General features: G+C 33.2%; 25 protein-coding genes. 9 read left to right on the forward strand and 16 right to left on the reverse strand.

The window, feature by feature from the left end:
- Positions 1-72: 72 nt before the first annotated feature.
- Positions 73-1,293 (reverse strand): RsmB/NOP family class I SAM-dependent RNA methyltransferase, encoded by a 1,221-nt coding sequence (locus BLT84_RS11350; RefSeq protein WP_034891936.1) that lies wholly within the window; start codon positions 1,291-1,293, stop codon positions 73-75.
- 72 nt (positions 1,294-1,365) lie between these two features.
- Between BLT84_RS11350 and BLT84_RS11355 the strand changes: the two genes are divergently transcribed.
- Positions 1,366-2,412 carry a WD40/YVTN/BNR-like repeat-containing protein gene (locus BLT84_RS11355; protein ID WP_091268209.1) on the forward strand — a complete coding sequence of 349 codons (1,047 nt, stop codon included), beginning with the start codon at positions 1,366-1,368 and terminating at the stop codon, positions 2,410-2,412.
- An 80-nt stretch (positions 2,413-2,492) separates the two neighbouring features.
- On the opposite strand, the gene BLT84_RS11360 is transcribed toward BLT84_RS11355, so the two are convergent.
- The 7 genes from BLT84_RS11360 to BLT84_RS11390 form a co-directional block, all read right to left on the reverse strand.
- On the reverse strand, positions 2,493-2,927 hold the full coding sequence (locus BLT84_RS11360; protein WP_034891947.1) for a hypothetical protein: 435 nt from the start codon (positions 2,925-2,927) through the stop codon (positions 2,493-2,495).
- Between the two features lie 10 nt (positions 2,928-2,937).
- The gene (locus BLT84_RS11365; RefSeq protein WP_034891950.1) at positions 2,938-3,465 is read right to left on the reverse strand and encodes a hypothetical protein; all 528 of its coding nucleotides are present in this window, start codon (positions 3,463-3,465) and stop codon (positions 2,938-2,940) included.
- A 32-nt stretch (positions 3,466-3,497) separates the two neighbouring features.
- Positions 3,498-4,040 carry an RNA polymerase sigma factor gene (locus tag BLT84_RS11370; RefSeq protein ID WP_172822468.1) on the reverse strand — a complete coding sequence of 181 codons (543 nt, stop codon included), beginning with the start codon at positions 4,038-4,040 and terminating at the stop codon, positions 3,498-3,500.
- Between the two features lie 372 nt (positions 4,041-4,412).
- Positions 4,413-6,236 (reverse strand): ABC transporter ATP-binding protein, encoded by a 1,824-nt coding sequence (locus BLT84_RS11375; RefSeq protein ID WP_091265771.1) that lies wholly within the window; start codon positions 6,234-6,236, stop codon positions 4,413-4,415.
- Positions 6,237-6,245: 9 nt separating this feature from the next.
- Positions 6,246-7,976: a phospho-sugar mutase gene (locus BLT84_RS11380; RefSeq protein WP_091265773.1), complete on the reverse strand. Its 1,731-nt coding sequence runs from the start codon at positions 7,974-7,976 to the stop codon at positions 6,246-6,248.
- Between the two features lie 47 nt (positions 7,977-8,023).
- Entirely contained in the window at positions 8,024-8,983 is a 960-nt protein-coding gene (locus BLT84_RS11385) for a glycosyltransferase family 2 protein (RefSeq protein ID WP_091265777.1), read from the reverse strand.
- A gap of 17 nt (positions 8,984-9,000) precedes the next feature.
- Entirely contained in the window at positions 9,001-9,531 is a 531-nt protein-coding gene (locus BLT84_RS11390) for a DUF4199 domain-containing protein (RefSeq protein WP_091265781.1), read from the reverse strand.
- A gap of 192 nt (positions 9,532-9,723) precedes the next feature.
- Between BLT84_RS11390 and BLT84_RS11395 the strand changes: the two genes are divergently transcribed.
- The 3 genes from BLT84_RS11395 to mtaB all read left to right on the forward strand — a co-directional run bounded on the left by BLT84_RS11395 (position 9,724) and on the right by mtaB (position 12,753).
- Positions 9,724-9,975: a type B 50S ribosomal protein L31 gene (locus tag BLT84_RS11395; protein ID WP_034891972.1), complete on the forward strand. Its 252-nt coding sequence runs from the start codon at positions 9,724-9,726 to the stop codon at positions 9,973-9,975.
- A 159-nt stretch (positions 9,976-10,134) separates the two neighbouring features.
- Positions 10,135-11,307, forward strand: coding sequence for a GlmU family protein (locus BLT84_RS11400; protein WP_091265784.1), 1,173 nt, complete (start codon positions 10,135-10,137; stop codon positions 11,305-11,307).
- A gap of 108 nt (positions 11,308-11,415) precedes the next feature.
- A complete protein-coding gene (mtaB, locus tag BLT84_RS11405) occupies positions 11,416-12,753 on the forward strand; it encodes a tRNA (N(6)-L-threonylcarbamoyladenosine(37)-C(2))-methylthiotransferase MtaB (protein ID WP_091265787.1) in 1,338 nt (445 codons plus the stop codon).
- On the opposite strand, the gene BLT84_RS11410 is transcribed toward mtaB, so the two are convergent.
- Entirely contained in the window at positions 12,750-13,055 is a 306-nt protein-coding gene (locus tag BLT84_RS11410; RefSeq protein WP_034891977.1) for an acetyltransferase, read from the reverse strand. The two genes, mtaB and BLT84_RS11410, sit on opposite strands and share 4 nt — an antisense overlap.
- Before the next feature lie 364 nt (positions 13,056-13,419).
- On the opposite strand from BLT84_RS11410, the gene BLT84_RS11415 reads away from it, so the two are divergent.
- Together BLT84_RS11415 and BLT84_RS11420 are read left to right on the forward strand one after the other, a co-directional pair.
- Positions 13,420-14,109, forward strand: a complete 690-nt coding sequence (locus BLT84_RS11415; protein WP_091265790.1) for an alpha/beta hydrolase — start codon at positions 13,420-13,422, stop codon at positions 14,107-14,109.
- Positions 14,110-14,119: 10 nt separating this feature from the next.
- The gene (locus BLT84_RS11420; protein WP_091265793.1) at positions 14,120-15,064 is read left to right on the forward strand and encodes a lytic transglycosylase domain-containing protein; all 945 of its coding nucleotides are present in this window, start codon (positions 14,120-14,122) and stop codon (positions 15,062-15,064) included.
- 5 nt (positions 15,065-15,069) lie between these two features.
- Here the strand turns inward: BLT84_RS11420 and BLT84_RS11425 are convergent, their stop codons facing one another.
- Positions 15,070-15,786 carry a TlpA family protein disulfide reductase gene (locus tag BLT84_RS11425; protein ID WP_091265797.1) on the reverse strand — a complete coding sequence of 239 codons (717 nt, stop codon included), beginning with the start codon at positions 15,784-15,786 and terminating at the stop codon, positions 15,070-15,072.
- Between the two features lie 137 nt (positions 15,787-15,923).
- Positions 15,924-16,439 carry a hypothetical protein gene (locus BLT84_RS11430; protein ID WP_091265800.1) on the reverse strand — a complete coding sequence of 172 codons (516 nt, stop codon included), beginning with the start codon at positions 16,437-16,439 and terminating at the stop codon, positions 15,924-15,926.
- Positions 16,440-16,607: 168 nt separating this feature from the next.
- Between BLT84_RS11430 and rpmH the strand changes: the two genes are divergently transcribed.
- Together rpmH and carB are read left to right on the forward strand one after the other, a co-directional pair.
- On the forward strand, positions 16,608-16,766 hold the full coding sequence (gene rpmH, locus BLT84_RS11435) for a 50S ribosomal protein L34 (RefSeq protein WP_013071475.1): 159 nt from the start codon (positions 16,608-16,610) through the stop codon (positions 16,764-16,766).
- A 102-nt stretch (positions 16,767-16,868) separates the two neighbouring features.
- Complete coding sequence (carB, locus tag BLT84_RS11440) at positions 16,869-19,721, forward strand: carbamoyl-phosphate synthase large subunit (RefSeq protein WP_091265803.1); 2,853 nt, start codon at positions 16,869-16,871, stop codon at positions 19,719-19,721.
- 72 nt (positions 19,722-19,793) lie between these two features.
- Here the strand turns inward: carB and BLT84_RS11445 are convergent, their stop codons facing one another.
- Positions 19,794-20,204 carry a hypothetical protein gene (locus BLT84_RS11445; RefSeq protein ID WP_034891990.1) on the reverse strand — a complete coding sequence of 137 codons (411 nt, stop codon included), beginning with the start codon at positions 20,202-20,204 and terminating at the stop codon, positions 19,794-19,796.
- 91 nt (positions 20,205-20,295) lie between these two features.
- Here BLT84_RS11445 and BLT84_RS11450 point away from each other — a divergent pair, with 91 nt between their 5' ends.
- Positions 20,296-20,688: a DUF423 domain-containing protein gene (locus BLT84_RS11450; RefSeq protein WP_091265809.1), complete on the forward strand. Its 393-nt coding sequence runs from the start codon at positions 20,296-20,298 to the stop codon at positions 20,686-20,688.
- Here BLT84_RS11450 and BLT84_RS11455 read toward each other — a convergent pair whose 3' ends face one another.
- The 4 genes from BLT84_RS11455 to rmuC are packed head-to-tail and all read right to left on the reverse strand — an operon-like array spanning position 20,689 to position 23,990.
- Positions 20,689-21,651 (reverse strand): bile acid:sodium symporter family protein, encoded by a 963-nt coding sequence (locus tag BLT84_RS11455; RefSeq protein WP_091265813.1) that lies wholly within the window; start codon positions 21,649-21,651, stop codon positions 20,689-20,691.
- Positions 21,648-22,196, reverse strand: coding sequence for an acyl-CoA thioesterase (locus tag BLT84_RS11460; RefSeq protein ID WP_091268210.1), 549 nt, complete (start codon positions 22,194-22,196; stop codon positions 21,648-21,650). Before BLT84_RS11460 ends, BLT84_RS11455 begins: the two co-directional genes overlap by 4 nt.
- A 2-nt stretch (positions 22,197-22,198) precedes the next feature.
- Complete coding sequence (locus tag BLT84_RS11465; RefSeq protein WP_091265816.1) at positions 22,199-22,564, reverse strand: 6-phosphogluconate dehydrogenase; 366 nt, start codon at positions 22,562-22,564, stop codon at positions 22,199-22,201.
- Between the two features lie 10 nt (positions 22,565-22,574).
- Positions 22,575-23,990, reverse strand: coding sequence for a DNA recombination protein RmuC (gene rmuC / locus BLT84_RS11470; RefSeq protein ID WP_091265818.1), 1,416 nt, complete (start codon positions 23,988-23,990; stop codon positions 22,575-22,577).
- Positions 23,991-24,024 lie beyond the last annotated feature (34 nt).

Consider the following 24,024-nt stretch of genomic DNA (forward strand, 5'->3'; position numbering starts at 1 on the left):
AATAAGAAAGATCTCAATAAAAGCCAAAGACGTTCTATTGAGATCTCTAAATTATAAAAGAATTTGGTCTATTTAATTCTCGATTTTATTTTCAAGCAAAGCCATATAAAAACCATCATACCCGGTTACAGAAGACAGTATTTTTTGATCTTTTACTAGTTTGAAATTCTTCCCGGCTTCACGGTTTAAGAATTTCTCAACCTGTTCCTGATTTTCAGAAGGCAAGATAGAACATGTGGCATACACCAATTTTCCTCCAGGCTTAACTATTCTAGAATACTGATCTAAGATCTCTATTTGAGTTGCTCTAATTTTATCTAAAAATTCTGGTTGTAATTTCCACTTAGCATCCGGGTTTCTACTTAAAACTCCAAGTCCGCTGCATGGCGCATCTATTAAAACTCTATCTGCAGTGCCGTAAAGTTTTTTAACAACTTTAGTAGTATCTATAGTACGCGGGTCTATATTATGAGCTCCGGCACGTTTAGCACGTCTTTTAAGCTCTTTTAATTTATTCTCATAAATATCTGTAGCAATAATCTGCCCTTTGTTTTCCATTAAAGCAGCAATATGCAAGGTTTTACCACCTGCACCTGCACACGTATCTACTACACGCATTCCAGGTTCCACTTCCATGAATCTGGCTACCATTTGTGAAGAAGCATCCTGAACTTCAAAATTTCCATTCTTAAAAGCTTCAGTTTTAAAAACATTAGCTCTTTCTACCAACTGTAAAGCATCCGGAAATCCTTTAATTGGTTCTGTAAGAATATCCTCATCTTTTAAAACACTTCTAAGTTTATCTCTATTAGTCTTTAAAGTATTCACTCTAAGTACCACAGGTGCTTGTTCATTAAGCGCATGAATTTCTTTCTCCCATACCTTTTCACCAAGTTCTCTAACACCTAACTCATCCATCCAATCTGGAATAGATTCTTTAAATTTTCTAATTTGACTTAATTCATCAAACCTTCCTTTTATTCTTCTGCTAGGAGTTGGTTCTATTTGTTTCCAATCTGGTAAGGTAACGCCTCTAAGAGTTGCCCATACCGCGAACAATCTAAATAAATTCTCTCTAGAATAAGGAGCCTTAACTTCAGCAATTTCTGTATAAAGACGTTTCCATCGAACAATATCATAAGTGGTTTCCGCAATAAAGCTACGGTCTCTAGAACCCCATCTTTTATCGCGTTTTAAAGTTTTTTCAATCACTTTATCGGCATATTTCCCATCATTAAAAATTTCTGATAAGGCATCAATCGTTGCAAAGACTAAATTTCGGTGTAAACGCATAATTATATTTTAAAGCTGCAAAGGTACATTTTTTTGCTACGGAAAAATTTATCTTTGATTCAAATTATAGATATGAAGAAATTACTGTTTTTATTTGTTTTATTGACTATAGGCTGCAAGTCTGATGAAAAAATGGAGAAGCAACGAAAATTCTTTACAAGTGTTGATGTAAAGAATATCTTACAAGATGATTCTCTTAGCATAAGAGCGATAGAGATAATGGGGAATAATCTTGCCTTTGCAGCTAATAATGGAGTCTATGGGCTTTATAATTCTCAAACCGGACAATGGAAAACGAATCAACAACTGAATGATTCTGTAGCTCCTGAGTTTAGAGCAGTGGCAAGTACTTCTTCAGATTTCTTTATGTTGAGCGTAGGAAATCCTGGGCTGCTTTATAAAACCGGCGAAACTGGAAAAATGGAATTGGTATACAAAGAGGAGAGCGATAAAGTATTTTATGATTCAATGATCTTTTGGAATGAAAAGGAAGGTATAGCAATGGGAGACCCTACAACAGAATGTCTTTCTGTTATTATAACAAGAGATGGTGGACAAACTTGGAAGAAAATAAATTGCAATGCATTTCCTAAATCTGAAGAAGGAGAGGCTGCTTTTGCTGCTAGTAATTCTAATATAGCAGTTCAAGGAGATCATACCTGGATACTTTCAGGAGGTAAAAAGTCAAGAATATTTTATTCTGAAGATAAAGGGAATTCATGGAAAGTTTATGAAACTCCTCTTCTTCAAGGAGAAGCTACAACGGGTGGTTATAGTTTAGATTTTTATGATGCCGCAAATGGTTTTATTATTGGCGGAGATTATACGAAACCTGATGGGAATGAAGGTAATAAAGCCATAACAAAGGATGGTGGTAAAACCTGGCAATTGGTAGCAGAAGGGAAAGATCCTGGATATAAAAGCAGTGTAAGATACATTCCAAATGGAGATTCTAAGGAATTGGTGGCAACTGGTTTTACCGGCATCTCTTATTCTAAAGATGGAGGTGAAAATTGGACTCAATTAAGTGACGAAGGATTCTTTACCGTTAGATTCTTAAATGATTCTACAGCATATGCCGCTGGGAAAGGGAGAATTGCTAAACTGACTTTTAAATAATTTTTGGAATAAAAAAAGTCTTCCGAACTTTTACATTCGGAAGACTCAACTAACTTAACTTAAATCTAACCTAACAATTTTTAATTTCTTGAGTTCTTACCTTTCCTACTTCGGTATTCTTCCCATAATTTTTTATTGAAATCTGCTTCAAGTTGATGCAACTGGACAATCTCTTTGGCAGAGAATATTTGTTTCAATTCATCGTATAATTTGCGTTTATTTAAAAACTCTTGTCTTTCTATATCTACAAATTCATTTAAACGCTTATCTGCATCACCTTCAGACATTGCTGCGATATTTTTCACATCCCTATGTTCGCGCTTATGCAAGTCCATTTGTAGACATTCATAATTATTATAAATAGGCCAGAATTTTTCTGCTACAGCCTTGCTCATGTTCATTTCTTGAGTGATATATGCCACTTTAAGAGATTTGATTTGCTCTTTGTTTTTATCTTGTGCTTTAACAGCAAGGCTTAAAAAGCAGATCGTAAAAATTAGTAATATCTTCTTCATCTGTATTAACTTATTTTAAAAGTAAATCTGGATCATCTACATTATTCATTAAATATTCTAGTACAGCTTCATCATTTACTTTGCTGGTATTTAAATTATCCAAGACAATGCCATCTTGAGTAATTAAGGTAGAAATCTCTAAAAAATTGAGATCTATCATTTCTGTATCTATATAATCTTCAATCTCAGCAAGCTCTACATTATCTATGCTAAGTTCCGGCTCTGGATTTGTGAACCAAATATTTATAACTCCAACAAAGACTGCAGCGATAGCAGCAACCTTTAATAAATTGTGTTTGCTAAAAATAGAAATTACTTTAGAGGAACGTTCTTTTAATACAGTTTTACCAAGCACCTCATTTTCTAAAGTTGCAAAATAATCTGTCGGAATTTTAAAACCTGGATCCTCTATACCTTGAATAGAGTTTTGATCTTCATCATTTAAAATATCCAACATCTTATCTTCAAATTGCTTGAAATAAGTCTCTGGTATTTTAAAGCCAGATTGAGGTGGATATTTAGAATTATTCTTTTTCATCTGTATATAAGACTGATCTTTGTAAAAATGGTTTAATCTGATTTTAAAATATTTTCTATCTTCTTTGCCGCAATATGATAGGAAGCTTTCAACGCCCCTTCACTAGTATCTAGAATCTCTGCCATCTCTCTGTATTTAAGCTCCTGAAAATATTTCATGTTAAATACCAATTGTTGTTTTTCTGGAAGTGTGGCTATGGCTTTTTGTAGTTTTAATTTGATTGCATCTCCATCAAAATAGGTGTCTGCCTCTAAATTGTTAATTAGATTCTGTTGTAATTCTTCGGAAGATATCTGTAATTTTTTAGCTTTCTGGCTTAAGAATGAAAGAGATTCATTAGTAGCAATTCTATACATCCAGGAATATAGCCGACTGTCTCCTTTAAAACCATCAATATTCTTAAAGATCTTAATAAATGTATTTTGTAATACATCATCTGTATCATCATGATCTTTTACAATATTCCTTATATGCCAATATAAACGCTCTTTAAATAACTTTAGCAGCTCTTTAAAGGCTTCATTCCTAGAAATAGGATCTTGAAGCTTTTGCACGAGTAAAGTTTCTTCTGTAATCAAGGCGCAGTTTTTACTAAGACCTCAAAGTTAGGTAAAAGTTTAAAAGAGAAAATATAAATTTGGGAAAAGTAAAAAGCAATTCCTTATAAGTTTTAACTAGCAAAATATCGACGAAATGCATTTTTATTAGATAAAATACACATTTTGTTTGCTCAGATGAAATATATCTTTATATTTACATTGTTGAAAGGAATTAGTCTTTTTTTGCCCCAAGCAATTAAACTTAAATTTCAATAAATTTTTCATTTTCCCCAAGATGAAAAGAACTATAAAAATGGATGAACCTACTTCATCCATTTTTTATTTAACAAAAAACCTCAAATCGCTTTTCGGTGATTTGAGGTTTATGTTTTTAATAACTTATTTAATTTAATCGAAAGACTGCATCTCCACTAGCTTTCTATAGGTTCCATTTTTAAGAAGTAATTCTTCATGCTTCCCTTGTTCCACGATCTCTCCTCGCTGCATAACTACAATCTTATCTGCATTTTGGATGGTAGATAGTCTATGGGCAATTACAATAGAAGTTCTATTTCGCATCATATTTTCTAAAGCTTTTTGAACTAATTTTTCACTCTCTGTATCTAAAGCAGATGTTGCTTCATCTAAGATCATAATAGGTGGATTCTTTAATACTGCACGAGCAATAGATATTCGTTGTTTCTGTCCGCCGCTTAATTTGTTTCCACTATCTCCAATATTAGTCTCTAAGCCTTTAGGAAGATCTTTTACAAATTCCCAAGCATTAGCTATTTTCAGTGCTTCTATAACTTCTTCTTCTGTAGCTTCCTTTTTACCTAGAGATACATTGTTTTTAATAGTGTCATTAAAAAGAATAGAATCCTGAGTAACTAATCCCATCAGGTTTCTTAAAGAATGTTTGCTTACTTCTCTAATATCATTCCCATCTACCTCAATAGAACCTTCATTAACGTCATAAAATCTAGTAACCAGATTGGCAATAGTAGATTTTCCGCTTCCAGATTGACCTACAAGCGCTACCGTACTTCCTTTAGGTACATTTAAACTGAAGTTCTTTAACACTAACTCATCTTCATATTTAAAGTTAATTTTATTAATAGCGATCGATTTTTCAAATTTCTCCTGATTGATTGCATTTGGAACATCTACAATCGTAGAAGGAGTTTCTAATACTTCTAAAATTCGCTCTGCTGCAGCATTACCTTTCTTAACACTATAAGAGGCCTTGGATATCTGTTTTGCAGGAGTTAGAATATTATAGGCTAAACCTAAAAACGCAATAAAGGCAGCAGCATCAAGTGTTTTGTCTACTAAAACCATTTTCCCTCCAAACCATAGAATAACTACAATTACAAATATTCCTAAAAATTCACTAGTTGGAGAAGCAAGATTCTGCCTATTTATTAGACTGTTTAAAATATCATTCAATCTATTAGTAGACTGCTTAAATTTACCTTCAAATTGAGATTCTGCATTAAAACCTTTTATTATTTTAAGGCTAGATAAAGTTTCTTCTACAATAGAAAGAAAATGTCCATTTTCCTCTTGTGCCTGATGCGATTTTCTTTTAAGTTGTTTTCCTATTAAAGAGATCACAAATCCGGAAATTGGAAGAAATACAAATACGAAGATAGTAAGTTTAGCACTTATTAAGAGCATTGCCGCTATAGTGAAAATGATCGTAAGTGGTTCTCTCACTATCATTTCTAATATAGATAGAAAAGAATTCTGAACTTCATTAACATCTGCAGTGATTCTAGAAATAGTATCACCTTTTCTTTTTTCAGAAAAATAAGAAACCGGTAAACTTAAAATCTTTACATAGATAGCATCTCTTACATCCCTTAGAACCCCATTTCTAAGGAACGTAATAAAAAACGCTGCTAGATATCCAAATAGATTTTTCAAAAAGAATAATAATACTACTATTCCGCAAATAAAGATGAGAGCAGAAACTTCATCTTCAATTATTCTTTGGGTTACATTATAATTAAAATAATCTATTGGGTAATCTTTAATGCTGGCAATGCCTTCAAATTTTGGTTCTATTAAAACCCTTTTATTCTTATCGAATAAAATTTGAATTACCGGGATTAATGCGATAAAACTAAGGGTACTAAAAAGTGCGTAAAAAATATTGCAGAGAATATTTAGTAATGCGTACTTTTTATAAGGCTTAGCAAATTGAATGATTTTTTTAAAATAGTTCATTAAGGATGTTTAATCTACCTGAAGATCAGATTTAATTCTGGTAATTTTCTCGCCCAGTTGATTGTATATTTCATCAAAGTTATCCACAGTATCTAACTCTGTATTTACACTTATATAAAACTTAATTTTTGGTTCTGTGCCGCTAGGTCTTGCTGCAATTTTGGTTCCTTGTTCTGTGTAATAGATTAAAACATTAGATTTAGGAATATCGAGTGCATGCTCTGTATGATCTTGTCTATTCTTAGCTATGGAAGATTGATAATCTTCTATAAGCACAATTTTTTCGCCATCTATTTCAGATAAAGGATTTTCACGAAGGTTTATCATGGTTTGCTTTATCTCTTGCTCTCCTGTAATACCTTTCTTTACTAAAGAGATTAGTTCTTCTCTATACAAACCAAACTCTGTATAAAGTTCTAATAATTTCTCATACAAAGAAATACCTCGAGATTTCATTTGTGCAGCAATTTCACAAGCGAGTAGGGTAGCAGTAGCTGCATCTTTATCTCTCACAAAATCTCCAACCATAAATCCAAAACTTTCTTCACCTCCTCCAACAAAATCTAATGAAGGATGATCTTTAATAAGTTTAGCTATCCATTTAAAGCCAGTTAAAACTTCAAAATATTGTGCTCCAAAATCTTCTGCAACGATCTTCATCATAGGGGTAGAAACTATAGTGGATGCTATAAAACTATCTGTATTCAGCTTACCTTCTTTTTTCCACTGTTCTAACAAGAACCAAGTCATGATCAACATGGTCTGGTTACCGTTAAGTAGAACGAGTTTGTTGTTAAGATCTCTAACCGCAACTCCTAAACGGTCACTATCTGGGTCTGTTCCAATTACAATATCGGCATCGGTCTTATCAGCAAGCTCTAAAGCCATTTTCAATGCTTCAGGCTCTTCAGGATTGGGAGATTTAACGGTAGGGAAGTTACCATCTGGTTTTTCCTGTTCTTTAACGATGGCTACATTTTTATATCCTGCCTTTTTTAAAACTTCGGGTACAATGGTAATTGATGTTCCATGTAAAGAAGTAAAAACAATTTTTAAATTATCTTTTGCTTCTTGAGCAGTGTCAAAACTTCCATTTTTTACTGAAGATTCAATAAAAGCAGTATCAACCCTCGTATCTATTTCTTCAATAAGATCGTTGTTCGCTTCGAAATTGATCTCAGAAAAATCCAATTTAGAAATTATATCTATTATAAGCTTGTCTTGTGGCGGCACTAATTGCCCTCCATCCTGCCAATACACTTTATAACCATTATATTCTGGTGGATTATGGCTAGCTGTTAGCACTATACCGCAGTGACAGTTTAAATATTTAACAGCAAAAGATAATTCGGGCGTAGGCCTCAATTCAGAAAAAATAAAAACTTTTACACCATTCGCAGAAAATACATCTGCTACAACTTGTGCTAATTCTTTACTATTATTTCTACAATCATAAGCAATTACAACCTTGTGCTGCTCTCCAGGAAATTCAGATTTTAATATATTAGAGATACCTTGAGAATTCTTACCTAAGGTATATTTATTAATTCTATTGGTTCCAACACCCATGACACCTCGCATACCTCCGGTACCAAATTCTGCATCTTTATAAAAGCTCTCTTCAAGATCTGTAGAATCGCTTTCGATTAATTTTGAAACTGAACTTTGAGTGTCTTTGTCGAAGTTTTCTGCAAGCCATAATTTGGCCTTAGAAATAATTTCTGGTTTGTTATGTGACATATAAATAGAGATTTGAAAGCAAAAATACAGATAAATGCTGAATTGCTTTAGTTTAAGCCTTTGGTTTTGCTGATTCTGTATCTATCCTTATCTCTTTTGCTTCTTAAAATGAGCTCACCAAGAAAACCGGCAAGAAAGAATTGAGTACCAATAACCATTAAAATAAGAGATATATAAAACCACGGGTTAGAAGTAACCAAAATGTTTGGTAAGCCGTGATACATTTTATAGAGTTTAGAAAGTCCAATCCATCCTGCAGCTGAAAATCCGAAAAAGAACATTAATACTCCCAAAGCACCAAAGAGGTGCATAGGCCTTTTTCCAAATTTAGATAAGAACCAGATACTTATTAGGTCTAGAAAGCCGTTTATAAAGCGGTCCATCCCAAATTTAGTCTTTCCATATTTTCTGGCTTGATGTTTTACTTCTTTTTCTGTGATCTTATAATACCCTGCATTTTTTGCCAGAACAGGAATATATCTGTGCATTTCACCATAAACATCAATATTTTTAATGACTTCTTTTTTATAAGCTTTTAATCCGCAATTAAAATCATGTAATTGTACTCCGGAAGTCTTACGTGCAGCAGCATTAAATAGTTTGGAAGGAAGATTTTTTGCAATTACAGAATCATATCGCTTTCGCTTCCAGCCAGAAACCAGATCATATTTCTCTTTTACAATAAGGTTATATAATTCTGGGATTTCTTCAGGGTTATCCTGTAGATCTGCATCCATAGTGATTATTACATCACCTTGAGCCGCTAAAAAACCCGCATGTAATGCTTGAGATTTACCATAATTTCTATTAAATCTTATGCCTTTTACACCTGTATGAAGATCAGATAAACCGCTAATTATCTCCCAGGAATCATCTGTACTACCATCATCTATAAAGATAATTTCATAAGAATAAGAATTGGATTGCATCACAGATACAATCCAATTATATAATTCTGTTAAAGATTCATCTTCATTAAGAAGAGGAATTATAATAGATAGTTGCATTAAATAAATTTTAAAGCTTAGGCTTTATAAGGATTTTCCTTTTTCATTACCAGCCCCGAAATTAAGGAAATTATTAATCCTGAAAATAAACTCCAGATAATTGTCATTGCCATAGCAATCCATGGACTACTAAATTTTGACGAAACTTCTTGAGCTGCATCTAATTGAGATTGGGTTATGTTTGGATTTGTAGCCAACATTTTTTCTTGTTGTGCCTCCATTAGTAAGCTCATGTAATTAGGCTCTATAACAGTCATTAATAATAAAGACCAGATTGCCGTTAAAATACCTCCAATTACAGCAATTCCTAAACCAATTTTAATAGCTTCTCCAAGACCTAAAAATCCTCCATTAGCAGTTTTAAAGGCTTTTATTCCCATAGTAATGATAACAATAGGTAAAGCAATGCTAATAACACTATAGATCCAAGAAGGGTTTAAGTAAGAATTTGTAACATACATAATTACCCCTACTAGTACAGAGGTTATACCTAATAGTAAACCGTAATTAATGATAAACTTCTTTGAGTTTGTTTCTTTAATCTCCATATTTAATTTAATTTTGTTAGTTAGTAGTAGTTAGTAGTAGTTAGTGAACAAATATAGCAAAACGTTACATTTCAGGAGTTTTATATATTTTATAGGGTTAATGTAAATTTTTGTTGCTTATTAGTTTGTTATTTGTGAAATTTGATTAAATTTGCCACTCGAAAAACGAACACGATTTTAAAGAATAAAGAGATGAAGCAGGGAATCCATCCGGAAAATTATAGATTAGTAGCATTTAAAGACATGTCTAATGAAGAAGTCTTTCTTACTAAATCTACCGCGAACACTAAAGAGACTATTGAAGTTGACGGAACTGAGTATCCATTAGTTAAAATGGAGATCTCAAGAACATCACACCCATTCTATACAGGGAAATCTAAATTATTGGATACAGCTGGTAGAATTGATAAATTCAAAACCAAATACGCGAAATTCAAGAAGTAATTTCAAGTATCACAATACTATTGAAGCCTTCAGAAATGAAGGCTTTTTTTGTTTAAATGAGATAGCTAGAGTTGTAATAACTTATTGCAATCACATTTTATTTAATTATATTTCATTTGCAGGTCTTACTGTAAATTGAATTTAGAAAATTTGAAGTATATGAATTATATTTTATTCGACGGTTCTTCCAGAGATCAATTATTACCTTTCACGTTTACGCGCCCTGTTGCAGATCTCAGAATAGGTATTTTAACCATTCGTGAGAAATGGGAAAAGATATTAGGTACCACAACTTCTACTATTACTGAAGATTATTTAGCAGAAAAATGGCCTATGGTAGAATTTGAACAAAATATTATGATCAATGCCTCCTTTCTGCCAACCCCAGAATTTATTGCTCAAATTGAAGATCTTAAGCTTAATCAGGCTATTTTCTTTGAGGAAGACGTAATTGCCTTTTACGCAGAAGAAGATCAAGAAGTAGATTTTGAGGTTTTTGAACAAATTGAATTGAAGGGGGAACCTTTTAGAATAGCTAATATTTGGGATATATTCTCTAAAAATGCAGAAGCCATTGCAAAAGATTTTGAATTACTCACAGCAGACAGAACCAGTGCGCCTATATCATCATCAAATTATGTGAAGAATAGAGAGAATATCTTTATTGAGCCCGGTGCTATAGTAGAAAATTCTTCTTTAAACGCATCAGACGGACCAATCTATATCGCTGCGAAAGCAGAAGTAATGGAAGGTTGTTTTATTAGGGGGCCTTTCTCTTTAGGAGAGTCTTCAGCTTTAAAGATGGGAGCTAAAATTTACGGTGCAACAACCATAGGTCCACATTCTAAAGTAGGAGGAGAGGTTAATAACAGTGTTATTTTTGGTTATACTAATAAAGGACATGATGGATTTTTGGGAAATTCTGTTTTAGGAGAATGGTGTAATCTTGGTGCAGACACCAATAATTCTAATTTAAAGAATAATTATGCTGAAGTGAGATTATGGGATTACGCAACGGAAGGTTTTGCTAAGACGGGATTGCAATTTTGCGGACTTATGATGGGAGATCACAGTAAATGCGGAATTAATACCATGTTTAATACCGGAACAGTTGTAGGGGTGAGTGCTAATATCTTTGGCAGCGGATTTCCTAGAAACTTTGTACCTAGTTTCAGCTGGGGGGGGAGTGCCGGAATGAGCACTTATAAAACCGCTAAAGCATATGAGGTTGCAGAAATGGTTTTAAGTAGACGTGGTTTGGAGTTTTCTGATGTGGATAAAGGGATCTTAGATAAGGTATTTGAAGATACTCAAAAGTTTAGAAGAGATTAAACGAAGAAGGAATTGGATATGCTTAGTAATGAAGTACTGTTTTTAGTAAATCAATTAAAGTAGGTATATTTGCACTCCTAAAATTAAGGTAGTAATTAAAGATTGGTGATGAAAGACGCGAAAAAAGTGGCATTTTATACTTTGGGTTGTAAGCTCAATTTTTCTGAGACTTCAACTATAGCAAGATCTTTTAAAGAGGAAGGTTTTGATCGAGTAGAATTTTCTGAAATAGCCGATATTTATGTTATTAATACCTGTTCTGTAACCGAAAATGCAGATAAGCGTTTTAAATCTATTGTAAAGCAGGCTCAAAAAGTTAATGAAGATGCATTTGTTATTGCTGTTGGGTGTTATGCTCAATTAAAACCAGAGGAACTAGCAGATGTTGATGGAGTGGATTTGGTACTCGGAGCTACAGAAAAATTTAAGATCACAGATTATCTTAATGATCTTACTAAACATGAGTTTGCAGAAATTCATTCTTGTGAGATACAAGATGCAGATTTTTATGTGAGTGCCTATTCTTTTGGAGATAGAACAAGAGCTTTTCTTAAGGTTCAGGATGGTTGTGATTATAAGTGCACTTATTGCACGATACCTTTGGCTAGAGGGATTTCCAGAAGCGATAAATTAGAAAATGTTCTTCAAAATGCGGCAGAGATCTCTGCAAAAGGAATTAAAGAGATCGTTCTTACAGGTGTTAATATTGGGGATTATGGTAAAGGTGAATTTGGTAATAAAAAGCATGAACATACTTTTTTAGATTTAGTTAAGGCTTTAGATGATGTAAAGGGAATTGAAAGATTACGAATATCTTCTATAGAACCAAATTTACTTAAAAATGAAACTATAGAATTTGTTGCGCAATCTAAAACCTTTGTTCCGCATTTTCATATTCCGCTGCAAAGTGGAAGTAATGAGATTTTAAAGGCTATGAGAAGGCGCTATTTGAGAGAATTATATGTAGATAGAGTTTCTAAAATCAAAGAAGTCATGCCAAACTCCTGTATTGGGGTAGATGTTATTGTAGGTTTTCCTGGTGAAACCAATGAGCAATTTCTTGAAACGTATAATTTTTTGAATGAGCTTGATATCTCTTACTTACATGTTTTTGCTTTTTCTGAAAGAGAAAATACCCCAGCTGCAGAAATGGAAAATCCTGTTCCATTGAGTATTCGTAAAAAGCGCAGTAAAATGTTACGCGGCCTTTCCGCTAAAAAGAGAAGGGCTTTTTATGAAAGTCAGATAGATACGGTACATACTGTTCTATTTGAAGGAGAGAATAAAGAGGGTTATATACATGGATTTACAGAAAATTATGTAAAAGTTAAGACTCCTTGGAATCCGGAATTGGTAAATACACTTCATCAAATTAAATTAACTACCATTGCAGAAGATGGGTTGGTAAAGTTTGAATATTTTCAGCAAGAGGCTGTAGAGGCTTAGATGTTCAACCCCACTGGTAATAGATCTTTATATTTTCTTCTGTTTTTACGCATAAATTTTGCGATCTCCGGACTTGTAGGAACAACTCTATCATTACCTGAATCTTTAATGTCTCCTAATAACACCTCTAAAAATTGGTCTAAATAGCCATTTTCCTGAAGCTCTTCAGACATTTTTAACTTGGTTAAGAATATTTTTCGCTCTTGCTGTGCGTATTCAACCGTGATCAATTCTCCATTTATAACCGATTCAAACTGTCTCAAAAAATCATTCTTGGTAATAACTATCTCTTTAGTGCTCATTATAAGGTATGGTTTAAATTAATCTTTTAATATTTGTTGAAGTAATTTTAAATAAACAGTTCTTATTTTTAATCATTCAGTAAAAGCTTTACAATCGAAATATTTCTAAATTGAATAATGTATGATTTGAATAACGGTACTCCTTCTTAATTTATAAAGGAACTATTTAATATAAAATAAGATCTACTATAGAAAGGCTACGATAGATTTATTACATTATAGGTAATCTATTTAAGAACGAAGGTTTTTAGAGCTTAGCATCTGCATTTGACCTATAAAGTATATGTCCCCCAAAAAAATAACTGTAATTTTGATAGTAAATTTACAATATAACCAGCGCTGTTAGTGTTATACACATGTTAAAATGCTCGAAGAGAAAGATTTAATACACGTTTACCTGGTTCCTGGGATGGCAGCCAATCCAAGTATCTTTGAAAATATAAAGCTCCCAGAGACACAATTCAAAATGCATTTATTAGAATGGATGATCCCAGAAAAGGACGAACCCTTGAGAGATTATGCTTTAAGGTGGAGCAAAGATGTTAAACATAACAATGCAGTGCTTATTGGCGTATCTTTTGGTGGTGTAGTAGCGCAGGAGATGAGTGAATTTCTGGATCTCAAAAGATTAATTATTATTTCTAGCGTAAAATGTAGAGCAGAGTTGCCAAGAAGAATGCGATATGCGTCTGCAACAGGCCTATATAGATTATTACCTACCAGTTTAATGAACTATGTAGATCATTTTGAAAAGATTGCTTATGGAGACTTCTTAACTAAAAGAGCCCAGCTGTATCGTAAATATCTATCTGTTAGAGATATTTATTATATCGATTGGTCTATTAAGAATATGGTATGCTGGGATCGACAAGTTCCTAAAGACGGAATAGTACATATACATGGAGATTGTGATATGGTTTTTCCTTATAAATATATTAAGGACTGTATCACGGTTAAGGGAGGGACTCATATTATGGTTGTAAATAGATTTAGATGGTTCAATACGCATTTACCAGGTTTAATATTAAACGGAAGATTAGATAAGAAAATATAAATTATAAGTTATGAAAATTATAAAAATGTTATTAATGGCTGTTGGATTTATTGCTATCCTAGCAGTAAGTATCCAAGCAGTGCAAAAAGGTCCAGATCTAGGAGTAAATCCTATTAAGAATAACGACACCGTTACGGGTGATAATTATAATATTTACTCTCTTCCAATGCCACAGAATTTGGAATTTGCAGGGGAGATGGTGCCTATCGAGAATCCTGATATTTATGAAAGAATGGATAAGGAGCTATTGGTTAATACGTATTGGCAATCTAATGCTTTGTTATTAATAAAAAGAGCCCATAAATATTTTCCTATTATAGAGCCGATATTAAAAGAAAACGGAGTGCCAGATGATTTTAAATACCTAGCAGTTATAGAAAGTGGTCTTACTCAAGTAGTTTCTCCGGCGGGTGCTGTTGGGTTCTGGCAGATAATGGAAGGAACAGGGAAAGATTTTAAATTAGAGATTAATGATAACGTAGATGAACGTTATAATATCGAAAAGTCTACACAGGTAGCTTGTGATTATCTAAAGCAATCTAAAGCTAAATTTGGAACATGGACTATGGCTGCTGCTGCTTACAATGCAGGAAATGCGGGGGTGATGCGTCAATTAGATAGACAGGATGCTAGTAATTATTATGACCTTTTATTGGGTGAAGAGACTGGACGTTATGTATTTAGAATACTTGCCTTAAAGGAAATATTAAAGAATCCGATTCAGTATGGTTTTAATATAGAAGAGGAGCATTTATATAAAAATATTCCAAGTTATAATGTAAAAGTAGATACAGCTGTAAAAGATTTCCCTGCATTTGCAAGAAAATTTGATATCAATTATAAGATCTTAAAGATTCATAATCCTTGGTTGAGAGAAGCTTTTTTAAATAATAAATCCGGAAAGCTTTATGAGATTCAAATACCTGAAAAAGGAGTTTATAAATTCTCTAAATAATGATATTAATTGTTGTTTATAGCAACAGTTTCTTTTGATAGCGTAAATTTCTTGCTCTCAAATAATAAATGATTTGCAATTCCATCATGTATAGAATTGTAGTTCATTTTATAAGATTCGTCAAAGGTTTTGCTTAGTGGGTGGGTAATACCTCGTCGTATATCAAGTATTTTCTTGGTTCCATCCAATAGAAAAGTTGTAGGTAATCCAAGAGAATGTTTTAATTGACTTATTACAAAAGAATCGTTATTTTTTTGTTCGTCTACATAAAGAACGGTAATGTTATTGCTGTAATCTTTGGACATTTTTTTTGCAACTTTTTTGGTGTCCCAAAAAAGTATTACAAATTCTACCTGATCTTGATATTTTGATGCCAAAGCATTAATAGCCGGAATTTCCCCTTCTGTTGCAATACACCAAGAGGCGTATGTAATTAAATAAACGGGTTTTTTTATATTGTAGAGGTAAATCTTTTTACCTTTAAGGTCATTCAATTCAAAATTATCCATGTAACTACCATTCAAATCTTCCTGAACAAGCGTGTCGAATAATGTATGAGCTTTCTCGTAATTTCTTAATCTATATGCATTCTTAGCCTGCTTTTCATATTTAGGTAGGTGCAAAGCTAGAGCCTCAGAAAATAAAATTCTTGGATCATCCTGCTGGGCGAAAGCACCTAGACTAAAGTTAAAAATTAAAAAGCAGAGTAATAGTCTTACCATATTTTTTGCATCACTACAAAAATAAAGGTAATTTATACCGGTGGCCCATCATAAAATATTCGTTGAAGGACCTAGAAATTAGTCGAATGGTAAGCTATGTTTGAAGTATCTTAAGAACAATAACAGCATAATGAAATTTAGATCTTTTTCATCTGTTGTTTCATCATCTGTATTTGCTCTTTCATCATACCGTGTTTATCTAATTTCTTAGCTTCGGTTAAGTATATTTGAGCTTCGCGCTTACGTCTCTTGGTCATTGCTATACCTGCAAGATTTAACTTAGCCATGGCAAGATCCTGATCCATTGCAAGTCCTAGTTTTATTGCTTTTTTGAAATACTTTTCTGCTTTGGTAATATTGGTTTGAGAAAGCATAAGGCCGTGTAGGTACCAATAATATCCTTGTTGTTTATGGGTAAGTGCAGCTTCAGGATTTTTTATCTTATCTAGCCACTTCTTAGCTCCTGGAAAATCTTGTTTTCGCAACCTAAGAAATGCTAGTAATATCATTTCATTTTTAAAGTAAAGGAATACAAATATTCCGGCTAAAAGAATATACATAATTCCGTTACCGATATTCCCTAAATAAAACTGCCAGATAGAAACTAATAAGATAATTCCGGCTAAAACTAATTTGATATTTTTGTTGAACATATTGGGTTTTTATATTTCAATGCGCAAAGTTAACAAAAACATTTAAAATTATTTTTATTAAGTTTTTGCATGAGATAAAAGTCTTTGTATATTTGCACGCAGTTTTAAGGAAAGGCTTAGAACTATTTAAACAAAGAATCCCACAGAAGATATTAAAGATAATTAAAAATGAAAAGAACATTTCAACCATCTAAGAGAAAAAGAAAAAACAAGCACGGTTTCAGAGAACGCATGGCAAGTGTGAACGGAAGAAAAGTGTTAGCTAGAAGAAGAGCTAAAGGTAGAAAAAAATTATCCGTATCTTCTGAGAACAGACACAAACACTAATGAGAATTAGTTTTTAAATATTAAGGTGTTACTTTTATAAGTAACGCCTTTTTTTATATCTAACAGTTTCCTATTTAATCAACTTAAAACTACCTCCTTAACATGCCAAAAAATAATAAAATTAAAAGTGTTTTAATAATTGGGTCTGGTCCTATAGTTATAGGGCAGGCATGCGAATTCGATTATGCTGGAGCTCAGTCTCTAAAATCTTTAAGAGAAGAAGGAATTGAAACTATTCTTATCAACTCTAATCCGGCTACAATAATGACAGATCCTTCTATGGCAGATCATGTGTATTTAAAGCCATTAACAACTAGATCTATTGTAGAGATATTAAAAGCACATCCAAATATCGATGCGGTTCTGCCTACCATGGGTGGTCAAACTGCTTTAAACCTTTGTATTGAAGCAGATGAAAAAGGAATTTGGAAAGATTTCGATGTAAAATTGATCGGTGTAGACATAGATGCTATCAATATTACAGAAGATAGAGAGAAATTCAAACAGTTAATGGGTAAGATCGGAATTCCGGTTGCTCCTGCAAAAACTGTTACTTCTTATTTGCAAGGTAAAGAAGTAGCGCAAGAATTTGGTTTTCCTTTAGTCATTAGAGCGTCATTTACATTAGGAGGTAGTGGTGCTGCATTTGTACATAGGGCAGAAGATTTTGATGAGCTTTTAACTAGAGGTCTGGAAGCTTCCCCTATACATGAAGTTTTAATAGATAAAGCACTTCTTGGATGGAAAGAGTATGAGCTAGAATTGTTGCGCGATAAGAATGACAACGTTGTGATTATTTGTTCTATTGAAAATATGGACCCAATGGGAATCCATACAGGAGATTCTATTACGGTGGCTCCGGCAATGACGCTTAGTGATACAGCATATCAGCGAATGAGAGATATGGCTATCAAAATGATGAGAAGTATTGGGGATTTTGCAGGTGGGTGTAATGTTCAGTTTGCAGTAAGTCCAGATGAAAATGAAGATATTATTGCTATAGAGATTAACCCTAGGGTTTCTAGATCTTCTGCACTAGCTTCTAAAGCCACTGGATATCCTATCGCAAAAATAGCTACTAAGCTTGCAATTGGGTATCATTTAGATGAATTGCAAAATCAGATCACTAAATCTACTTCAGCATTATTTGAGCCTACTTTAGATTATGTAATTGTAAAAATTCCTCGTTGGAACTTCGATAAATTTGAAGGAAGTGATAGAACCCTCGGACTTCAGATGAAATCAGTAGGAGAAGTAATGGGAATTGGAAGATCTTTTCAGGAAGCACTTCATAAAGCAACTCAGTCTTTAGAGATCAAAAGAAATGGTCTTGGTGCAGATGGGAAAAGTTATACAAATTACGAGCAGATCATTGAAAAACTAACTCACGCTAGTTGGGATCGAGTTTTTGTGATCTATGATGCTATACAAATAGGAATCCCACTCAGTAGAATTCATGAAATTACGAAAATAGACATGTGGTTCCTTAGACAATATGAGGAATTATATGCGTTGGATGTAGAAATATCTAAATACGATATCAATTCTATTCAAAAAGATCTGATGTTGGAAGCTAAACAAAAAGGCTTCGCAGATAGACAGATAGCGCATATGCTAGGATGTTTGGAAAGCGAAGTTTATAATAAAAGAGACGAATTCAACATCAATAGAATATATAAACTTGTAGATACATGTGCTGCAGAGTTTAAAGCAGAGACTCCATATTACTACTCTACGTTTGAGGCTGAAATTGAAACAGCTGATGGAAAGCGTTATGTAGATAATGAAAGCAAAGTAAGCGATAGGAAAAAGATTGTAGTTTTAGGTTCCGGGCCTAACCGAATTGGGCAAGGAATTGAGTTTGATTATTGTTGTGTTCACGGAGTGTTAGCAGCATCAGAATGTGGCTATGAGACCATCATGATTAACTGTAACCCGGAAACGGTTTCTACAGATTTTGATGTAGCAGATAAATTATATTTTGAACCCGTATATTGGGAGCATATATATGATATTATAAGACACGAAAAACCTGAAGGAGTTATTGTGCAGCTTGGAGGTCAAACCGCGCTTAAACTTGCTGAAAAGCTGGATCGTTACGGAATTAAGATCATAGGAACTAGTTATGAATCTTTAGATCTTGCCGAAGACAGAGGAAGTTTTTCAAAATTATTACAGGAGAATGACATTCCTTACCCAGAATTTGGGGTAGCAGAAACTGCTGATGAAGCTTCAGCACTTGCAGATGAATTAGATTTTCCAATTTTAGTGAGGCCATCTTATGTATTAGGAGGTCAGGGGATGAAGATCGTTATTAATAAAGATGAATTAGAAGCTCATGTGGTAGATCTGTTAAGAAAGATACCAAACAACAAGTTATTGCTAGATCATTATCTAGATGGAGCTATAGAGGCAGAGGCAGATGCTATCTGCGACGGGGAAGATGTGTACATTATTGGAATTATGGAGCATATAGAACCTTGCGGAATTCATTCTGGAGATTCTCATGCCTTATTACCACCTTTCAATCTTGGAGATCTTGTAATGCAGCAGATTAAAGATCATACCGTAAAAATAGCGAAAGCTTTAAATACGGTAGGTCTTATAAATATCCAGTTCGCTATTAAAGATGAAATGGTTTATATTATTGAAGCTAATCCTAGAGCATCTAGAACGGTTCCATTTATCGCAAAAGCTTATAAAGAGCCTTACGTGAACTATGCTACAAAAGTAATGTTGGGAGAGAATAAAGTAAAAGATTTCACATTCAATCCACAACTAAAAGGATATGCTATAAAGGAGCCAGTTTTCTCTTTTGATAAGTTTCATAATGTAAACAAGCAATTGGGACCAGAAATGAAGAGTACCGGAGAAGGAATTCTTTTTATTGACAGTCTTAGAGATGATACTTTTTATGATCTATATTCAAGAAGAAGAATGTATTTGAGTAAATAATCTTAGGTAAAAATAAAAATAGAGGCTGATAATTAATTATCAGCCTCTTTTAATTTTATATCACTTAGAAAATTATTTCTTTCTACTCAATTCAATGATTTGAACGGCATTACTTCCATCTGTAGATTTCCATAATTGCTTATCTTTTTTGTTAGTGATCACGATCCAAGTTTTGTCAAAATCAGATTTTTTCTCATCTTTTGATTTTCTTTCATTTCCAGTAATCGTTAAATTACTATCCATCAATTTCCAATCAAATTTTTGAACATCGCTAAATTCATTATTGAAAATATTATATTCAATGTTCTTTTCTCCAGAACCATCCTTATTTAGAACGATCTCTCCTGCATTTCTGGTAGTTATATTTTGACCTTTTTGATTGTTTACTTCGTATCTGTCAACATTCCAGGTTCCGATGATTTTTTGACTACAACTGGTTAAAAATAGAGCACAAAGTGCTGTAAGTAATAATGATTTTTTCATATCTCTTAATTTTTAATCAAAGATACCATAAATTGCACGCTATAGAAGGATTAGGCAAATAGGACCCTAATTTTTCACTTAATTTTAGCATATGAAAGAAACGATGTTAATTTTCGGAGGCATTTTTGGAACACTAGCAGTTATTTTTGGCGCTTTTGGAGCGCATGCCTTAAAGAAGAAATTCAACGAAGATCAGTTAAAAAGCTTCGAAACAGGAGTAAAATACCAGATGTATCATGCTCTTATCATTATAATTAGTGGTGTTATTTTTCCATTTCTGAATACTTCTCAGAATATTATGGGTTGGTGTTTTATAATAGGTGTAATGCTATTTTCGTTTAGTATTTACGGACTTTGCTTGAGCGGTGCTTACGGTAATAAACTTAAAATCTTAGGTCCAATTGCCCCTTTAGGAGGATTGCTTTTGGTAGTAGGATGGGTTCTATTTACCATAGAAGCTGCAGATATTGCACCATATCTGTAATTAATCTGCCATCTCTTTTAGTACCTTCTTGCTATAGTTCTGTGCGAAAAACGATACTAGCACTAGCTGAAAAATATGATAGAGCATAATAGGTAGTAAGAAAAGTCCAACATTAGGGCTGGTTCCAAAAATTATCTTTACCATTATTGAGCCATGTACCAACGATTTTTTAGTTCCGCAGAATTTAGCCGTTATAGTATCTTGAAGATTGAATTTGAAAAGTTTGCATAAATAACCTGTTAGAAAATATACGCTAAAGAAAAGAAATATTACAATAGCAAATAGTTTTAATAGATCTGTCCATTCAATATTGTCAAATAGATTTGAATTAAAGGAATGACTAAAGCTCGTAAAAACGATCAGGATGATCACCGCTTTATCAAACAAACTAAGCTGTTTACTATATTTATTAGCCCATTTTCCTAAAAATCTTTGTAGAATAACTCCTAAAAATAATGGAAGTACTATTTGAATAAGGAGATCTGTGATGATTTCTAAAAAATTGAACTCACCAGATTTCATCATAAAAAGACTCATCCATAGCGGTGTTACCACAATTCCAATCAACCCTGAAATACTGGCATTAAATATAGCTGTGGGCAGGTTTCCTCTAGCAATAGCCACCATTACTACTGCAGATGTTACGGTAGAAGGTAGCGCTCCCAAGAAGAAGATAGCTAACCATAGTTTTGAATCTGTTCCTCCATCAAAAAAAGGAATAAACAACATGGTTAATAATGGAAAGATAACAAAGGTGGTAAGGTGTATTAATATGTGAGATTTATAATTAAAAAATCCCAACTTTAACTCTGCAGGAGATAATTTAAGGCCGTAGAAAAAGAAAATAAAGGCCACACCAATATCTATAACAATTTGTACTGGTAAATGTTCTAATGCAGTAGGGGCTAGATAAGCAAGAAAAATAGCCGTTATAAGGGCTATTATAAATCCGTTTGGTTTCAATTTATTTCAATTTTCACGTTGTGATCTTCTAATAAGTGCAAATAGTCATTCGAAGCAAAATCTGTTTCATGAAATTCTTTCTTTCTTTTGAATTTCATTTTATTCCTTTTAATACTTTTTACAAACCTTCTAATATCATGATCATTTTCTAAAATAAGACCTGGCACACTGATGGATTTCCCATCATCATCTTTAGCTACCATTGTAAAATAAGAAGAATTACAATGCTTAATTTCTCCAGTCTGGATATTTTCAGCTTCCACACGAATTCCTATAACCATAGAGCTTCTTCCAACATAATTTACGGAAGCTTTCATTGTTACCAATTCTCCAATTTCTATTGGATTTAAAAAGTCTACCGTGTCTACACTTGCAGTTACACAATAAACTCTGGAGTGTTTAGAGGCACATGCAAATGCTATTTGATCTAGTAATGATAAAATGTAGCCTCCATGAATTTTTCCATTAAAATTTGAGTGGGAGGGAAGCATTAATTCTGAAATTACTACCTGAGATTCTGATATTTTTTTAAATTTTTCCTGCATCATTAATTCCTAAAATGTGGAGATTGGACTTCTTCCACTTTATTTATAAAATATTTGGTATCACCCCAAAACACAAACGTAGCATATCGTTCTACATAAGTGAGTTTAACGTAATTGCCTTGATTGTTCTGAAGCTTATCTATAACTTCTTTTTTCTCGCTTAAAACAGAAAATTCAAAGATCTGGGCACCACTCATTCCTTGACTTATCTCACCCTCATAGGTTTTAGTGATCACTCCTTTGCTGCTAAATTTTATAAGTTCTCCGGTTCTTGTGCCTTCACTATAAGGCACAAAATATACAAAGGCGAAATATGCTAAATACAGCAAAAACAATCCGCCAAGTATGTAAAACAAGATCCTTTTCATTAGGTGATAGTTAGTTTTCTAAATTTAATAGTTCTTCTTCCTCTTCATCATTTCTTTCCTTTGCAATCAATTTCGGGTCGAGTTGTTTACTCGCGCTGGCGCCTAATTTCTTTAGTTTTTCCACTTTCCTTACAAGATTTCCCTTTCCGGTAAGCTTCTTCATGGCAGTATCATACGTATTCTGCACGGTGCCTATTTGCTTTCCAACTTTAAGAAGATCTTCGGTTAAATTGGTAAAAGAATCATACAACGCCCCAGCTTGCTTAGCAATTTCTAAAGCATTTTCCTTTTGCTTTTCATTTTGCCACATGGTGTCAATGGTTTTTAGAACCGCAAGTAGCGTAGTTGGAGTAACAATTATAATATTTTTCTCGAAAGCATCAGAATATAGTGCCGGATATTCATGAGAGGCAATTGCAAAAGCAGACTCTATTGGTATGAAAAGCAATACAAAATCTGGACTTTCCATCTGGTAAAGTGCATGATAATTCTTGGCGCTTAATTCTTCTACTCTTCTTTTTACTGAAATCAAATGATCTTTAAGGTGCTTGGCTTTCGCTAAACTATCATTTTCATTGATATAGCGCTCATAAGCATTGAGAGATACTTTAGAATCTACGATCATCTTTTTATCTCCTGGAAGATGAATCACCACATCGGGCATCACTCTTTTCCCACTATCATTAGTGAAGTTCTGCTGAACAAAATATTCACTATTTTTCTCCAGTCCGCTGCGTTCTAATACTCGTTCTAACACCATCTCGCCCCAATTACCTTGCATTTTGGTATCACCCTTTAAAGCGCGTGTTAAGTTGATAGCTTCTTCACTAATCTTTAAATTTTGTTCATTTAAAAATTGAAGTTGTTTTCCTAATTCGGCGTGGCGTTCTATAAAATCGTTGGAATTCTTATCTACTTTTTCTTCAAAGAGTTTGATTTTCTCATTTAGCGGATTCAAAATATTCTGAATGTTCTCTTTGTTGAGTAAAGTGAATTTTTCAGATTTTTGCTCCAAGATCTTGTTGGCCAAGATTTCAAAATCTTTGGTGAATTTTTCTTGAAGTTTTTCAACTTCTGCTTTCTGCTCTAAATTACGTTGCTGTAAATTTTCGAATTCGGAGTTTCTTCTGGTGAGTTCAGAGTTCAAGAAATCTTTTTCTTTTCTGATATTTTCTTTCTGATACTCACTCTTCTCTAATCTATTTTCAAGATCAAATCTAACCGAAGTGTTTTCTTTTTTTAAATTCTCTATAGTATTGATATTAAATGAATTAATATCTTCTATTTTAAGTTTAAGTTGATTGTTTTGTTCTTCGATCTTACTTCGCTCCGATTTATTTTTTAAGCCCGAAATGAACGATCCTAAAAAGAAGCCTAAGCTAAGAGCAATAACAATTATAAGACTAACTATTAAATAGTCGTTCATAGAAACGATTGATTTTGTTCAAAGATACTTATTT

This window comes from Gillisia sp. Hel1_33_143 (assembly GCF_900104765.1).
Lineage (GTDB): Bacteria > Bacteroidota > Bacteroidia > Flavobacteriales > Flavobacteriaceae > Gillisia.

Coding starts and splice junctions, on each gene's coding strand:
- mtaB (WP_091265787.1), top strand. CDS start 11,416: ATGAAAGACGCGAAAAAAGTGGCATTTTATACTTTGGGTTGTAAGCTC.
- BLT84_RS11380 (WP_091265773.1), bottom strand. CDS start 7,976: ATGTCACATAACAAACCAGAAATTATTTCTAAGGCCAAATTATGGCTT.
- BLT84_RS11445 (WP_034891990.1), bottom strand. CDS start 20,204: ATGAAAAAATCATTATTACTTACAGCACTTTGTGCTCTATTTTTAACC.
- BLT84_RS11425 (WP_091265797.1), bottom strand. CDS start 15,786: ATGGTAAGACTATTACTCTGCTTTTTAATTTTTAACTTTAGTCTAGGT.
- BLT84_RS11360 (WP_034891947.1), bottom strand. CDS start 2,927: ATGAAGAAGATATTACTAATTTTTACGATCTGCTTTTTAAGCCTTGCT.
- BLT84_RS11390 (WP_091265781.1), bottom strand. CDS start 9,531: ATGGAGATTAAAGAAACAAACTCAAAGAAGTTTATCATTAATTACGGT.
- carB (WP_091265803.1), top strand. CDS start 16,869: ATGCCAAAAAATAATAAAATTAAAAGTGTTTTAATAATTGGGTCTGGT.
- rmuC (WP_091265818.1), bottom strand. CDS start 23,990: ATGAACGACTATTTAATAGTTAGTCTTATAATTGTTATTGCTCTTAGC.
- BLT84_RS11460 (WP_091268210.1), bottom strand. CDS start 22,196: ATGCAGGAAAAATTTAAAAAAATATCAGAATCTCAGGTAGTAATTTCA.
- BLT84_RS11430 (WP_091265800.1), bottom strand. CDS start 16,439: ATGTTCAACAAAAATATCAAATTAGTTTTAGCCGGAATTATCTTATTA.
- BLT84_RS11385 (WP_091265777.1), bottom strand. CDS start 8,983: ATGCAACTATCTATTATAATTCCTCTTCTTAATGAAGATGAATCTTTA.
- BLT84_RS11450 (WP_091265809.1), top strand. CDS start 20,296: ATGAAAGAAACGATGTTAATTTTCGGAGGCATTTTTGGAACACTAGCA.
- BLT84_RS11355 (WP_091268209.1), top strand. CDS start 1,366: ATGAAGAAATTACTGTTTTTATTTGTTTTATTGACTATAGGCTGCAAG.
- BLT84_RS11350 (WP_034891936.1), bottom strand. CDS start 1,293: ATGCGTTTACACCGAAATTTAGTCTTTGCAACGATTGATGCCTTATCA.
- BLT84_RS11400 (WP_091265784.1), top strand. CDS start 10,135: ATGAATTATATTTTATTCGACGGTTCTTCCAGAGATCAATTATTACCT.
- BLT84_RS11420 (WP_091265793.1), top strand. CDS start 14,120: ATGAAAATTATAAAAATGTTATTAATGGCTGTTGGATTTATTGCTATC.
- rpmH (WP_013071475.1), top strand. CDS start 16,608: ATGAAAAGAACATTTCAACCATCTAAGAGAAAAAGAAAAAACAAGCAC.
- BLT84_RS11395 (WP_034891972.1), top strand. CDS start 9,724: ATGAAGCAGGGAATCCATCCGGAAAATTATAGATTAGTAGCATTTAAA.
- BLT84_RS11365 (WP_034891950.1), bottom strand. CDS start 3,465: ATGAAAAAGAATAATTCTAAATATCCACCTCAATCTGGCTTTAAAATA.
- BLT84_RS11410 (WP_034891977.1), bottom strand. CDS start 13,055: ATGAGCACTAAAGAGATAGTTATTACCAAGAATGATTTTTTGAGACAG.
- BLT84_RS11465 (WP_091265816.1), bottom strand. CDS start 22,564: ATGAAAAGGATCTTGTTTTACATACTTGGCGGATTGTTTTTGCTGTAT.
- BLT84_RS11375 (WP_091265771.1), bottom strand. CDS start 6,236: ATGAACTATTTTAAAAAAATCATTCAATTTGCTAAGCCTTATAAAAAG.
- BLT84_RS11415 (WP_091265790.1), top strand. CDS start 13,420: ATGCTCGAAGAGAAAGATTTAATACACGTTTACCTGGTTCCTGGGATG.